The organism is Gemmatimonadota bacterium, from assembly GCA_016719105.1.
Taxonomy (GTDB): Bacteria; Gemmatimonadota; Gemmatimonadetes; order Gemmatimonadales; family Gemmatimonadaceae; genus SCN-70-22.
Genome location: JADKAQ010000046.1, coordinates 327002 through 341178, shown reverse-complemented (window position 1 = coordinate 341178; position 14177 = coordinate 327002). Strand labels below are relative to the sequence as shown.

The 14177-nt window shown below is 68.4% G+C and carries 9 protein-coding genes; 6 read left to right on the top strand and 3 right to left on the bottom strand.

What is annotated here, in order from left to right; translation table 11 throughout:
- Positions 1–55: 55 nt before the first annotated feature.
- From IPN47_25610 to IPN47_25585, 6 genes are read left to right on the top strand one after another with little or no spacing between them, the layout of a single operon-like run.
- Positions 56–3373 (top strand): PD40 domain-containing protein, encoded by a 3318-nt coding sequence (locus tag IPN47_25610; GenBank protein MBK9411357.1) that lies wholly within the window; start codon positions 56–58, stop codon positions 3371–3373.
- Positions 3374–3386: 13 nt separating this feature from the next.
- The gene (locus tag IPN47_25605; protein MBK9411356.1) at positions 3387–4214 is read left to right on the top strand and encodes a hypothetical protein; all 828 of its coding nucleotides are present in this window, start codon (positions 3387–3389) and stop codon (positions 4212–4214) included.
- Between the two features lie 3 nt (positions 4215–4217).
- Positions 4218–5027 carry a BtpA/SgcQ family protein gene (locus tag IPN47_25600; GenBank protein MBK9411355.1) on the top strand — a complete coding sequence of 270 codons (810 nt, stop codon included), beginning with the start codon at positions 4218–4220 and terminating at the stop codon, positions 5025–5027.
- On the top strand, positions 5024–6415 hold the full coding sequence (locus tag IPN47_25595; protein MBK9411354.1) for an amino acid permease: 1392 nt from the start codon (positions 5024–5026) through the stop codon (positions 6413–6415). Before IPN47_25600 ends, IPN47_25595 begins: the two co-directional genes overlap by 4 nt.
- A 47-nt stretch (positions 6416–6462) precedes the next feature.
- Entirely contained in the window at positions 6463–7536 is a 1074-nt protein-coding gene (locus IPN47_25590; protein MBK9411353.1) for an SMP-30/gluconolactonase/LRE family protein, read from the top strand.
- A 51-nt stretch (positions 7537–7587) separates the two neighbouring features.
- On the top strand, positions 7588–9252 hold the full coding sequence (locus IPN47_25585; GenBank protein MBK9411352.1) for a serine hydrolase: 1665 nt from the start codon (positions 7588–7590) through the stop codon (positions 9250–9252).
- Positions 9253–9325: 73 nt separating this feature from the next.
- Here IPN47_25585 and IPN47_25580 read toward each other — a convergent pair whose 3' ends face one another.
- From IPN47_25580 to IPN47_25570, 3 genes are all read right to left on the bottom strand, one after another.
- Complete coding sequence (locus IPN47_25580) at positions 9326–9535, bottom strand: hypothetical protein (protein MBK9411351.1); 210 nt, start codon at positions 9533–9535, stop codon at positions 9326–9328.
- Positions 9536–10274: 739 nt separating this feature from the next.
- Entirely contained in the window at positions 10275–11855 is a 1581-nt protein-coding gene (locus tag IPN47_25575) for a serine hydrolase (protein ID MBK9411350.1), read from the bottom strand.
- Positions 11852–13948 (bottom strand): DPP IV N-terminal domain-containing protein, encoded by a 2097-nt coding sequence (locus IPN47_25570; protein MBK9411349.1) that lies wholly within the window; start codon positions 13946–13948, stop codon positions 11852–11854. The genes IPN47_25575 and IPN47_25570 overlap by 4 nt, the downstream gene beginning before the upstream one ends.
- Positions 13949–14177: the final 229 nt, after the last annotated feature.

Below are 14177 nucleotides of genomic sequence, written 5' to 3'. Positions count from 1 at the left end.
GGCGCGGGCATAAGTCAGCGGGCGATTCGCCGACTATCCTGCCCCTGGAGCGACCATGGTACGCGCCGCCCTCGTCCAACCCGTCCTCACCGCCGCGCTCCTGGCCGGCGTCGCCAGCGCGACGCTGGCCCAGGCGACCCCCGACAGCACCCGGCGCACCGCGCCGGAGTCGGAGCTTCCGCTCATCCCCACGCGGCCGCTCGTCTTCACGACGGACGAAGGGACCTGGCTCTCGCTCGACCTGAGCCCCGACGGGAAGACGATCGTCTTCGACTTGCTGGGCGACCTGTACACGATCTCCGCCACCGGTGGCGCCGCCACGCGCATAACGAGCGGCTCGGGCTTCGACGGACAGCCGCGCTGGGCGCCGGACGGCAATGCCATCGTCTTCGTCAGCGACCGGTCGGGGAGCGAGAACCTCTACGTCGTCGGTCCCGACGGGAAGAACCTGCGAGCGGTCACGAGCGGGCGCGGGATGGCGTACGTCTCGCCCGACTGGACGCCGGACGGGCAGTACATCGTCGTCTCGCGCAGCAACGACCTCTGGCTGTATCACCGGAACGGCGGCAGCGGATTGCGGCTGACGGGAGCCGCACCGGTGCGGGAGGGGGCTGGCCCCGGGGGCGGCAACGCGCCCGCCAACTTCATGGGGGCCTCGGTCTCCCCGGACGGACGCTACGTCTACGCCAGCGCCCGCACCGGCCCCGCCGGCTACAACCAGATGATGGGGACGACGCAGGTCGTCATGTACGACCGCGAGACTGGGCGACTCGCCACCCGCACCCTCAACCTCGGCACCGGCTTCCGCCCCGCGGTGAGCCCCGACGGCAAGTGGCTCGCCTACGCCTCGCGGCAGATGGCGGTCACGGGACTCAAGCTGCGCGAACTCTCGTCAGGCGACGAACGCTGGCTCGCCAAGGACATCCAGCGCGATGACATCGAGTCGCGCGGCTCGCGCGACCTGCTCCCGGGCTATTCGTGGACGCCGGACTCCAAGGCCATCGTCCTTGCCCACCACGGCAAGATCTGGCGCCTCGACGTCGCCACCGGGCAGCAGTCGCCCATCCCGTTCACCGCCGAGGTGAACCAGATGATCGGCGAGCTGGTGGCGTTCCAGTACCCGGTGAACGACTCCGTGCTCACCGTGCGGCAGGTGCGCGGCGCGCGCCCCTCGCCCGATGGCAAGCGCCTGGCCTTCTCGGCGCTCGACCACCTGTGGATCATGGACCTCCCCGCGGGGACGCCGCGTCGTCTCACGACGTCCACGGATGGTGAGCACGTGCCCGCCTGGTCGCCCGACGGCAAGTACATCGCCTACGTCTCCTGGACCGAGGACGGGGGCGACATCTGGCGCATTGCCGCTGACGGCGGACGCCCCGAGAAGCTGACGACGCAGTCGGCGTACTACGACGACATCATGTATTCGGCGAACGGGACGCGTATCGTCGCCGCCCGCGCCCCGCGCACGCAGCGCGCGATCGTCAACGACGAGATCAACCCCAAGCTCGTCCTCACCGACCTGGTCTGGATTCCGGCCACGGGCGGTGCGGCGTCGTACATCACCGCGCTCACCAATGCGGGGCGTCCGCACTTCACTCGCGACTCCTCGCGCATCTGGTTGTACGAAGGGGGCGACGGCCTCGTCTCGATGCGCTGGGACGGGACCGAACGCAAGGCGCACCTCAAGGTGACGGGCTTCTCGCCGCCGGGCGGCGGGCCCAATGCGCAGCCGCGACAGGCGCAGGAGCTCATCGCCTCGCCCGACGGTTCGCGCGCGCTGGCGCTCGTGGACAACAAGATCTTCGTCGTGCCACTCCCGATGACCGGAGGCGTTACCCCGACGCTCTCGGTGCAGCAGCCCACCGGTGGTGCGCTCCCCTTCCGCCGGCTGTCCCGCATCGGCGGCGACTTCCTCGGATGGACCGGCGATGCGCGCGGCGTCTTCTACTCGTTAGGGCGCTCGTTCTTCCAGTATGACCTCGCGCGCGCCGATTCGCTGGCCGCCGACTCCGCGGCCAAGGCCCCGCCGCGCCCGGAGGGGCGTCCGGCCGGTGGCGAGACGGTCGCCAACAAGCCGGTGTACGAGGCGTCGCGCACCGACATCACCATTACCGCGCCCAAGGATCGTCCCAACGGGACCGTGGTCCTGCGCGGGGCGCGCATCATCACCATGAAGGGCGATGAGGTCATCGCGCGCGGCGATGTGGTCGTCACCAACAACCGCATCACGGCGGTCGGGGCGGAAGGAAGCGTGACCATCCCCAGCGGCGCGCGCACCATCGACGTGAGCGGCAAGACGATCATGCCGGGGTTGGTCGACGTACACGCGCACATGTGGCCGCAGTGGGGGGTGCACTCGCCGCAACCGTACATGTACACGGCCAACCTGGCGTACGGAGTCACCACCACGCGCGACCCGCAGACGTCCACCGCCGATGTCGTGTCGTACGGCGACGCGGTGGAGGTCGGGCAGATCATCGGCCCGCGCGTCTACGCCACCGGTCCGGGGATCTTCTCACAAGACGACGTGTCGAGCGCCGACGACGCCAAGGAGGTCATGCGGCGCTACTCGGAGTTCTACCTCACGGAGACGATCAAGCAGTACCAGGCCGGCGACCGCCGCCAGCGGCAATGGATCGCGATGGCCGCCAAGGCGCAGCGCATCACCCCCACGCTCGAAGGGGGGCTCGATTTCAAGAAGAACATGACCGAGGCGATGGATGGGTACGCCGGGATCGAGCACACGCTTCCCATTGCCCCGATGTACAAGGACGCGCTGCAACTCTTCGCGAAGAGCGGGACCACCTGGACGCCGACCCTGCTGGTGCAGTACGGCGGCCCGTGGGCCGAGAACTGGTGGTATGAGCACTACGACATCCTCGCCGATGCCAAGCTCACGCGCTTCACGCCGTTCTCGGAGCTCGAGCGCCGCGGGCTCCGGCGCCCGCAGTGGTTCCGCGACAGCGAATACTCCTTCAAGCTCTTCGCCGAGCAGGCGAAGAAGCTCGTCGAGGCAGGCGGGCGCGTCGGGCTGGGCGGGCACGGACAGCTGCAAGGACTCGGCGTGCACTGGGAGCTGTGGACCATCGCCAGCGGCGGGATGAAGCAGATGGATGCGCTTCGCGTGGCGACGATCTTTGGCGCGGAGGCGATCGGGTTGCAGAAGGACCTCGGGACGGTGGAGGCCGGGAAGCTGGCCGACCTGCTCGTGCTCGACGGCAATCCGCTCGACGACATCAAGAACACGAACACCATTCGCTACGTGATGAAGAACGGGCGCGTGTACGACGGCAACACGCTGGCCGAGGTGTGGCCGCGGCAGCGTCCCTTGCCCAAGCAGTGGTGGATGGCGAACGACGCGACGCCGAAGTAGGCCGACGTCTTTCATGCGCATCGCCGCCGTGGGCGAGTGCACCATCGATCGTTACCTCGACCTCGGCGTGACGCGCGTGGGCGGGATTTCGCTCAACTTCGCGGTGCACGCCCGGCACGCTGGGGCCGAGTACGTGGCGCTCGTCAGCTGCACCGGGGCCGACGCGGCAGCGTCGATGGTGCGGCGGGCCCTCGCTACGGCCGACGTCGAGGCGACATGGATGCACCAGCGCCCCGGCGCCACGGCGTCGCAGGACATTCAGCTTGCCGCTGGTGGTGAGCGCCACTTCCCCCCGGGCGGGTACGCGCCCGGTGTGCTCGCCGACTTCCGCCTGGGCGAGCGTGAGTGGGCGCTGCTGCGCGATGTCGACGTGATTGCGATCCCGGTCTTCCGGCAACTGATGCCCCTGGTCGAACCCATCATCGTCGCGCGCGACCTCTCGGCGATGCGCGTCGCCGACCTGCTCGACGGCGCGGACCTGGGCGACGCGCTGCAGGGGCTCGATGCGCTCCTCGATACGTTCGAACTCCTCTTCATCAGTGGCGACGAGGCGATGGTCGAGCGACTCTTGCCCCGGTCGCGCGGGACTCGTAGCGTCATCGTCGTGACGCACGGCGGGGCGGGGAGCAGCGCGCTCGTGAAAGGAGCACGCCATGTCGCGCCCGCCGAGCTGGTCCCGCCCGATGAGTGCGTCGACAGTACGGGGTGTGGCGACGCCTACCAGGCGGCGTTCACCGTTGCTTATGCGCGCGATCGCGACGTTCCTGCGGCGATGCGCGCCGGCGCGAAGCGGGCCGCGCGCGTGATCCGTCACCTGGGAGCCGTCGCCGATGTGCGTTAGGCCATGAGTCGCTTCCGCACGCTCTTTCCCGGGCCGCGCCCCATCATCGGGATGATCGCCCTCCCCCCGATGCCGGGCTACCCGGCCTTCACCAGCATCGACGCCATTGTCGACGCGGCACTGGCCGACCTCGAACGACTTGAGGCGGGGGGCGTCGATGGCGCGCTGGTGGAGAACGACTTCGACCAGCCGCACACGATGGTCGGCGGGGCCGAGATCCATGCGGCGATGACGCGGGTGACGCGGGAGGTGGTGGCGCGCGCGCGGATCCCCATCGGCGTGGAAGTCCTGCTCAACGACTGGCGCGCCTCGCTGGCCATCGCCGCGATGACCGGGGCGCGCTTCATCCGCATCGACTTCTTCGTCGACCGGGTGATGACCAAGCTCGGCCCCTTCGAGCCCGAGCCCGAGGCGATCCTCGCCTATCGACAGGCCATCAAGGCCGAGCAGGTGCAACTGTTCACCGACCTGCAGGTGAAGTACACGACGCCCATCGGCGGACCGAAGCCGCTGGCGCTTTCGGCGCGCGAGGCCGAGGCCGCGGGGGCCGACGCGGTGATCATCAGCGGCGGGGAGACAGGGATCGGCCCCGATCCCGACGACCTGCGTGCCGCGCGCGCGACATCGCTTCCCGTGCTCATCGGGAGCGGGCTCACCCCCGAGAATGCGGCGACGCTGGCCCCGCTCTGCGATGGGGCGATCGTTGGGACGTCGCTGCGCAGTGGGCGCACGCATCGCGACCGCGTGGTGCAGGAGCAGGTGACGCGTCTGGTGCACGCGGTACGTGCCGTGCCCTCGACACCCATGGCGTGAGCGAGACTCCGCCGACCACTTCCGCGGAACGGGTGTCGCTCAAACGACAGCTCGGGCTCGCGGCCGTTGTCGCGCTCGTCGCGGGCAACATGCTCGGCTCGGGGGTCTTCTTCACCCCGGGAGAGCTCGCTGCGGTCGCGCAGCATCCGTGGCAGGTGCACTTCATCTGGGCGCTGTGCGGTGTCATCACGCTCTGCGGTGCGCTCACGCTGGCCGAGATGTGCCGCATGCTCCCGCACGCGGGGGCGACGTACCATGTCCTCAAGGAGGGGTTCGGCCCGCTCTGGGGCTTTCTCCTGGTGTGGCTCGAGCTGTGGGTGAGCGGGCCGGGAGCCGTGGCGGGGATCGCGATCGTCTTCGGCGAGTTCATGCAACGCGTGGTTGGCGATGCGTTGGCGATCGCGCCGGTGTGGTGGGGCGTCGGCGCCATCGCCTTCTTTGCGGCAATCAACCTGGCCGGGGTGACGTGGGGTGGGCGCGTGCAGGTGACGGTGACCGCGCTCAAGATTGGCGGGATCGTGGCGCTCATCGGCGGGGCGCTGTTCTTGGCGGCGCCAGCGTCAGCCAGCGCTGCGCTGGTGCCTGACGAGAGCGCCGGCGACGGCCTCATGGCCTTCGTCCGGTTCGCGGGGCTAGGCGTGGCGGCGGTGCTCTTCACATACGACGGCTGGATCGACGTCTCGCACGTCGCCGGTGAGATCCGGCGCCCGGGGCGCGATCTTCCACTGGGAATGGCGATCGGAGTCGGCTCGCTCACGCTCCTGTACCTGGTGGTGAACGTGGCCTACCTCCGCGTCGTCCCGCTCGAGGCGATGCGCACCTCGCCGACGACGGTGGCCTCGGTGGTGGCGACGTCGGCGTACGGGCCGCGCGGTGGGACGTTCCTCGACGTCCTGATGATGGTCTCGATCTTTGGCGCGCTGGGCGGACTCGTGATGACCCTGCCGCGCCTCTTCTATACGATGGCCGACGCGCACGTGGGCGAGGCGCGCGGGGTGTTGCGCACCTTCTTCTCGCTCCTGCGACGTATCGCCCCGCGCACCGCGACACCCAACGGCGCCATCCTCTTCACCGCCGTCACGTCGATCGCCGCGCTCCTCTTCTTTGGCTCCTTCTCGCGCCTGGTGAACTTCTTCGTCGTCCCGTTCCAGGCTATGAACATCCTGATGGTGGCGGCGATCTTCCGCCTGCGCCCGCGGTTCCCCTCGGCCGACGGCTACCGAACCCCCGGCTATCCCGTGACCCCCATCGTCTATATCGTGGTGATGGCGGCGCTGCTCGCGAGTGCGATCAACGCTCGGCCGATGGAGACGCTCATCGGGAGCGCGCTGGCGCTCACCGGGGCACCGGTCTACTGGTGGATGGTGCGTGAGCGTCGCTCGGTCTAGGCGGCCCGCCCACGCCCCCTCCGGCATCTCGCCCTTTCCTGCCTCGCATGCGATCGGTCCTGAAGCTCGTCGCGCTATTGGCGTTGGTCGTGGCCGGCTACCTCGCCTTCAAGCCGGTCCCGATCGACCCGGCGCCGTGGATAACCACGCCTAACGCGGGACTGACCGGTCCCTTTGCTCCCAATTCGCTGCTCGCCGACGCCGACAGCATCGCGCTGCCAGGCGCCGGCCCCGAGGACCTGACGGTCGGCGCCGATGGGGCGCTCTACACGGGGCTCATTGGCGGAGCCGTGGTCCGCATCGATCGGACCACCGGCGAGGTGCGCCAGATCGCCAACACCATGGGACGCCCGCTTGGGCTGCGCTTCGACGCGGCCGGCGACCTGGTCATCGCCGACGCCCTCAAGGGCATCGTTGCGGTGCGCCCCAACGGTGAGCTGCGCACGCTGGTCGCGCTCGGCGACACCAAGCTTCATTTCCCCGATGCGCTCGACGTGGCGCCTGACGGCGTCCTCTGGTTCTCCGACGCGTCGCAACGCTGGGATACCCGGACCGGCGGCCTGATGGACTTCTGGGAGAGTCGCCCCACCGGCCGACTCCTGCGCCACGATCCACGCGTGGGGGAGACGCGCGTCGTCCTCGACTCGATCGACTTCGCCAACGGTGTCGCGGTGGGTCCCGCGGGTGCCTGGCTCCTGCTCAACGAAACGATGGCGGGGCGCATCATACGGTACTGGATCACGGGGCCGCGTGCCGGAACGCGCGAGACCTTTCTCGAGGGGCTCCCAGGGCTCCCGGACAACATCGGCTACGATGGCCACGGCCTGTTCTGGGTGGCGTTGTATGCCCCGCGTACCGCCGCGGTCACACGCATCCGCGCCTTGCCGCCGTGGCTTCGCAAGGTGATCTATCGCATCCCCGAGCGACTGCGCCTCAGCGAGGCCGATCGCTACGGGATGATCCTCGGGATCGATACGCTGGGACAGGTGCGCTACAATCTGCAGGACCCCAGTGGCCGCGTGCATTCCACCACCACCGCGGTGGCGGTGAACGATACGTTGTACGTCGGAAGCCTTTCGCTCGCGGTGCTCGCGCGGTTGCGGCTGCCGGCTACCCCATGACGTGATCGCGCGCTGGTGCTCCTCGCCTTTCCACTCTTGCCGACCGTCGCGATGCTTACGCGCTCCCTCCTGCTCGCCTTCGCCCCCGTCGTTGCCTTCACCACCGGCGCCTCGGTCGCGCAGGCTCAACTCCCCGACAGCATCCGCACGCGAGTCGACGCCGTCTTCTCGCGCTGGGATCGCACCGACTCGCCCGGGTGCGCGCTGGGCATCTCGCAGGGCGGACGCGAGGTGTACGCGCGCGGCTACGGGATGAGCGATCTGCAGCACGCGATCGCCATCACCCCATCGTCGATCTTTCACGTCGCGTCGGTCTCCAAGGAGTTCGCCGCGTATTCGGTGGCGCTGCTGGCCGAGGAGGGGCGGCTGTCGCTGGACGACGACGTGCGCCAGCATGTCCCCGAGATTCCCAACTACGGGCAGCGCATCACCGTGCGCCAGCTCATCCACCACACGAGCGGACTGCGCGACCAGTGGCAGCTGCTGGGCTACGCCGGCTGGCGCTTTCCCGAGGACCTGATCACCGAGCAGGACGTCCTGCGGATGGTCTCGCGGCAGAAGGGGACCAACTTTGCGCCGGGAGCGGAGTGGGCGTACTCCAACACCGGCTACACACTGCTGGCGGTGATCGTGAAGCGCGTGAGCGGGAAGTCGCTGCGCGAGTTTGCCCAGGAACGCATCTTTGCCCCGCTGGGGATGCGCGACACGCACTTCCACGACGACCACACGATGATCGTACGGGGGCGCACCTCGGCGTACGAACCGCGTCCTGGCGGCGGGTGGAAGATCTCCATCCCGGTCTTCGACACGTACGGAGCGACGTCGCTCTTCACGACTGCGGGCGACATGCTCAAGTGGATGGCCAACCTCGACGCGCCGACGGTGGGAAGCCGTGCCCTGGTGGCGGCGGCGCAGACGAGCTCCACGCTCAACGATGGGACGCCGACCAGCTACGGCTACGGACTCTCCATCTTCAAGTATCGCGGGCTCTCGGCCATCGGGCATGGTGGTGCCGATGCCGGCTATCGCGCGCAGGTCGAACGTTATCCGGAACGCGGGATCGCGATCGCCGTTCTGTGCAACGCCGCCATCGCCACGCCGAACGTCCTCACGCGAAACGTGCTCGACGTCCTGCTTGGTGCCAGCGCCCCGCGGCAGGCCCTCTCGATCGACACGGTCCCGCGGGCCGTCTCGGCCGAAATCAAGCAGCGCTGGGTGGGGACGTATCGCGACTCCGTGAGCCAGGCCGTGCTGCGCGTACGCTTGGCGGGCGACACCCTCACGCTTGGCGACGGGCGCCCCCTGGTGATCACGAGCGACACCTCGGCGCGCATCGCAGCGAGCGCGAATGCGCTGGTCCTGCGCTCGTCAGGCACCACGGTGACCGGGGTGGCGCAGGTGCCGCACACCACGCGTCCGCTCATCTTCCGTCGTGAGGCGCCGTTCACCCCCGATCGTGCGGCGCTGGCGGCGTATGCGGGGGCCTTCTACAGCGAGGAGCTCGACGTGCGCTACGACCTGCGCGTCGCGGATTCGTCGCTGGTCATGTTCCATCGCAAGCTCGATGACTCCCCGCTGGCCCCGGCGTCTCGCGATGTCTTCACCGCGGCGTTCGGCGCGACCTTCCAGTTCACGCGCGATCGTACGGGGAAGGTGAACGGCTTCACCATCACCGACGGTCGCGTGCGCGGGGTGCGGTTCGAGCGCATGAAGTAGCGCGACCACGAGCTCGCCGGTCTCGACGGGGCGCATCCGCACACGGATGCGCCCCGTCGTCTCACGGCGCCGGTCAGTTCGCCTTGGGTGCAGGCGACGGCGGCAGCAACAACAGGCGACGACGGAAGGTCTGGAACGCGTTCGTGTCCCGCGTCAGTCGCTGCAGCGCGCTCGCCGGGTACTTGGCGATCTGCGCCTCGGTCGCCGCGACGCGACTCTCCTCGAGCGGATGGCTGGCGAAGAACGCGTCGAGGGAGCTGGGGTTGGACTGGCGCGCCGCCATCAGGGAGGCGAAACATCTCCGGGATGCCTAACGGCGATATCCCCGCCTTCACGACGGTCGCCACCGCTTCTTCATCGGCCTGCGCCTCGTCGCCGCGACTGAGCTTCGCGAACAGCGCGCTGCCGCCGATGTTGATGGCGGCCTGTGTGGCACCGCTCTCGCAGACGTTGGTGAGGGTACAGAGCAATGACAGGCCGACGTTGGCGCCCTGGCCCTGCTGCATCTGCTGCACGGAGTGTCGCCGCGTGATGTGGCCGATCTCGTGCGCGAGCACGCCGGCCAGCTCGCTCATGTTGGTCGCCTTCTCGATCAGGCCGCGATTGACGTAGACCCATCCGCCCGGGAGCGCGAAGGCGTTGATCTCCTTGCTGTCGACGACGGTGAAGTACCAGCTGAGGCCCCGGCTGTCGGTCGCCTGGGCGAGTTGATTGCCGAGCGATGTGACGTAGCGAACGACGGCGGCATCCTTCACGAGCGGCAACTGCTCGCTTACCTGCGCCGCGGCGCCGGCACCAAGCTCCACTTCCTGTTGCTGGGACACGCCGCACGCGATCGTGGTGACACACGCGACGGCGAGGAGCGCGACCGAAAGCCTGCGGATCGCGCGGGCGGGTTGCTTCTGATGGGACCACATAGCACGAGTTGGTACGGGACGAGGGACGAGCGTCTCCCTCCTCTCTTTCATGCTAGAGCCGTCCGTGCGGTAACGGAATCAATCCTTGGGTCGAGGTCGGTGTGACTACCGCCTCCCCTTCGGCCTCAGCTCCAGGTCCTGGAAGTCGAACGAGAAGTCCACCTCAGGTGATGCCGGGACCATCTTCGCGTGGTCGATTGCACCGTCGGGCGTGAGCATGAAGGTGATGTAGGCATCGGCCCTGAGTTCGCGATCGCGCCAGCGCACCAGAAACGTGTCGTGCTGCCACGGGATCATGTCGCCCACGAGCTGTGGCGAGTGCGAGAACCGAATCGCCAGCCCGCCGTTGTCCTGCGCGATGTCGATATCGCCGTACCAGGCGTCCTCGTAGGCGCCGGCGTACTTCGCGAGCGCGAGCGACGGGCGCGAGAGCGAGTCGCGCGAGGCCTGTGCCTGACGAGCGGCGTCGATGAGCGCTACCTGCTGGCGGGCCCGCAGCGAATCGTAGCCGGCGATGAAGTCGAACGGCTGCGCGGTGCGCAGCACGCGATCCATCAGCGTCCAAGTGAGGGCGAGAAACGTCGCCGATTCGTCGTTGGTGAGCACGACGACGCCCGCGCGCTCCGACGGAATCCATGCCACCGATGACAGGTAGCCGGGGAGCCCGCCGGTGTGATGCAGGATCTTCCGCCCACGGAAGGTGCTGACGTCGAGCCCAAGCGCGTAGAAACGGAAGTCGCTCGCCAGCGGGGCGATCGCGGCGGGCGGCATGCCGTTAGGCATCGGCGTCACCGGCTCTTGCAGTCGACGGGCCGTCCGCGGCTGGTAGAGCCGGCTCCCATCGCCCACCTTCCCCGAATCCAGCAGCGTCAACACCCACTTCGCCATGTCCTCGGCGCCGCTGTTGATCCCGCCGGCCGGGTTGGTATTGTCGCTCGTCATCGGCGCGATGGCCTTGAGCGTTCCGTCGAGGAGCGTGTGCGTATGCGCCACGTCACCCGGGGCGGCGGCGTCGCCGTGTCGCGACGTGCTGTGCGTCATCCCCACGCGCTGCAGGATGCGCGTTTCGATGAACTGTTCCCACGACATCCCGCTCACGGCCTCGATCACTTCACCGGCCACGAGGTAGAGGACGTTGTCGTAGGCGTACGCCGAGCGGAACGACGTGGCCGGCTTGATGTAACGCAGGCGGCGCATGATCTCGGACCGCGTGTAGGTCGAAGCCGGCCACCAGAGCAGGTCGCCGGCGCCGAGTCCGAGTCCGCTGCGATGCACGAGGAGATCCTTGATGGTGATCTCGCGCGTAACAAACGGGTCGTACATCGCGAACTGCGGGAGATAGCGGATGACCGGGGCGTCCCACTCCAGCTTCCCCTCTTCCACCAGCATCCCGAGCGCGGTCGCGGTAAAGACCTTGGTGTTCGAGGCGATGCCGAAGCGCGTCACCGGGGTCACGGGCGCGGCCTCTCCCACCTTCTTCACGCCATACCCCTTGGCGACGACGACCTTGCCGTCCTGGATCACTGCGACGGCAACGCCAGGAGTCGGGAAGGTCTTGAGTGCGACCGCGACGATCGAGTCAACGGTGCGAGCAACGAGCGGTTTGGGAGCGGCGCTGCGTTGCGCCTGCAGCGGAGCTGCAAGCGCAACGAGCAGTGCAATGGAACGGCGTGCGGAGACGATCACGGCACCACCCGCGGCTTCCCGATCTGGTATTCCTTGGGTGGGATGTTCCCCTGCAAGTTGGTCACGAAGTAGTCCCAGCGGCGGCGCATGATGTACGCCGCGTCGGGGCCGAAGCCGTGGCGCGCGTGTGGAAGCATGATCTGGTCGAAGTCCTTCCCTGCCTTCATCAGCGCATCGACCACCAGCTGCGTGTTCACCGGCGGGACGTTGTCGTCCATCATCCCGTGGATGAGGAAGAGCTTCCCCTTGAGGTTCTTGGCGTGCGTCTGGTTGGCTTCCTCGGCGTAGTTGTCGTTAGGCCAGCTCTTGGTCAGCAGCCCCTGGTACCGCTCGCCCCAGTCGTCTTCGTAGTTGCGGTTGTCGTGGTTCCCCGACTCGGAGATCCCCACCTTGAAGAAGTCGGGATAGCGGAACATCGCCGCCGCCGTGGCAAAGCCGCCGCCGGAGTGTCCCCAGATGCCGACGTTGTCGATGTCGATGAACCGGTGGCGCGAGGCGAGCTCCTTCATCGCCGAGATCTGGTCGGGGAGAGTGTTGTCGCCCATGCGACCATAGTAGAAGTCGCGGAACGTCTTCGAGCGCCCCGGCGTCCCCATGCCGTCGATCTCCACGACCACGAAGCCCAGCTCGGCCAGCGCCTGGTTGTCGCCGCGTGCGGGGACGAACATGCGCGGCCCCACGCTCCCCGACTGCGGTCCCGGGTAGATGTGGTTGATGATCGGGTACTTGCGCGTCGAGTCGAGCTTGCTGGGGACGTACATGAGCCCGTAGACGTCGGTCTTGCCGTCGCGCGCCTTGGCCGTGACGGGGATCGGGGCACGCCAGCCGGAGGCCAGGAGCCGAGTGACGTCCGCCTTCTCCAGCGGCTGCACGATCTTGCCGCTCAGGTCGCGCAGGACACTGACGGGCGGCGTGTCGGGGGTCGAGTACGTGTCGACGAAGTACTTCCCGTCAGGTGAAAGCGACACGCTGTGGTTGGCGACTTCGGGGGTGAGCAGCGTGAGCCCCTTGCCGTCGAAGCCGATGCGATAGAAGTGCTGGAAGTACGGGTCGCGCCCCGCCTCGCGGGCCTGGGCGGTGAACCAGATCTGCCGCTTCTTCTCGTCGAGGCGCACGATGTCGCTGACGTTCCCGTCGCCGGTCGTGATGCGGTTCTTGAGCGCGCCGGTGGTGAGATCGTACAGGTACAGCTGCGTCCAGTCGTCGCGATCCGACCACCAGATGAACTCGTTGGTGCCGGGGAGGATGCGCCAGAGGTTCTCCGGCTGCGAGGCGTCGCCGATCTGCGTGGCGCTCTTCTCCTCCAGCAGGGTGCGCACCTCCCCCGTCCTGGGGTCGGCGATGCGGAGCCACGCCTGCTTGTGGTCGCGCGAGGACGAAATGAAGGCGAACTTCGACCCGTCGGGATACCACTGCGTGTCGCAGATGATGTCGCCGCAGGCGATGTGGTCGCTCACTGTCGAGCGGTGCTGGTCGGGCGGCATCTGCAGGCGCACCATCGACCACGTGCCGTCGGCGCCCTTGCTGAGGATCACGCGCGAGATGCGGAAGATCACGCTGTCCCCCGGCATGGGGTACTTCCACGCCTCGAGCTTCGGGCTCCCCACGTTGGTGCTGACGAGGTACATGTCGCGCACCCCGCGCCCGTCGTGCTGGAAGGTGGCGATCCGGCGCGAATCGTCGGACCAGGTGAGCACCGGCGAGTCGTTATGCACCCAGCCGGCGTTGTTGGTGGCGTAGCCGAACTCCTTCACCCCGTCGGTCGTCAGCTGCACCTCGGCGCCGCTCTCCAGGTCCTTCACCCACAGGTTGTAGTTGCGGATGAAGGCGGCCGACTTGCCGTCGGGAGAGACGCTGGCGCTGGGCGGGACCGCCTGTCCCTTGGGGAGGGCGGTGCACGCGTAGGCCACCAGGTCGCAGCGGTAACGCTGGCCGCGCAGGGCCACGGTCAGCGCCTTGCCGTCAGCGGCAAGATCGAACGTGGGGAAGGGCAGTCGGTCCCCCTCGAGCGTCGCACCGCTGGCGGTGCCGAGGGCCGCGGCCAGGCGGTTGTGATCGAAGGCCGCCGCGCGCGTGCGCTTGGCCGGGTTCATGAGGACGAAGCTGCTCCCGTTCGCGGTCGTGGCGCGATACCAGAAGCGGCCGTCCGGGAGCCACGTGGGCCGCCCTGCCGTGCCGCTCACCAGCGGGTTCATCGTCTGCCCAAGGAATCGCTCGGCGCGAGCGTAGTCCTCGATGGCGAACTGGTAGCCCTTGGGGGGCGCCCCCTGCGCGGCGAGCGCGAGCGGCAGGAGGGTGGGGAGGGCGAGGGCGCGCAGCGAG

Excerpts from the sequence above, each read along its gene's own strand:
- IPN47_25610 (MBK9411357.1), top strand. The coding sequence starts at position 56 with ATGGTACGCGCCGCCCTCGTCCAACCCGTCCTCACCGCCGCGCTCCTG.
- IPN47_25605 (MBK9411356.1), top strand. The coding sequence starts at position 3,387 with ATGCGCATCGCCGCCGTGGGCGAGTGCACCATCGATCGTTACCTCGAC.
- IPN47_25600 (MBK9411355.1), top strand. The coding sequence starts at position 4,218 with ATGAGTCGCTTCCGCACGCTCTTTCCCGGGCCGCGCCCCATCATCGGG.
- IPN47_25590 (MBK9411353.1), top strand. The coding sequence starts at position 6,463 with ATGCGATCGGTCCTGAAGCTCGTCGCGCTATTGGCGTTGGTCGTGGCC.
- IPN47_25585 (MBK9411352.1), top strand. The coding sequence starts at position 7,588 with ATGCTTACGCGCTCCCTCCTGCTCGCCTTCGCCCCCGTCGTTGCCTTC.
- IPN47_25580 (MBK9411351.1), bottom strand. The coding sequence starts at position 9,535 with ATGGCGGCGCGCCAGTCCAACCCCAGCTCCCTCGACGCGTTCTTCGCC.
- IPN47_25570 (MBK9411349.1), bottom strand. The coding sequence starts at position 13,948 with ATGAACCCGGCCAAGCGCACGCGCGCGGCGGCCTTCGATCACAACCGC.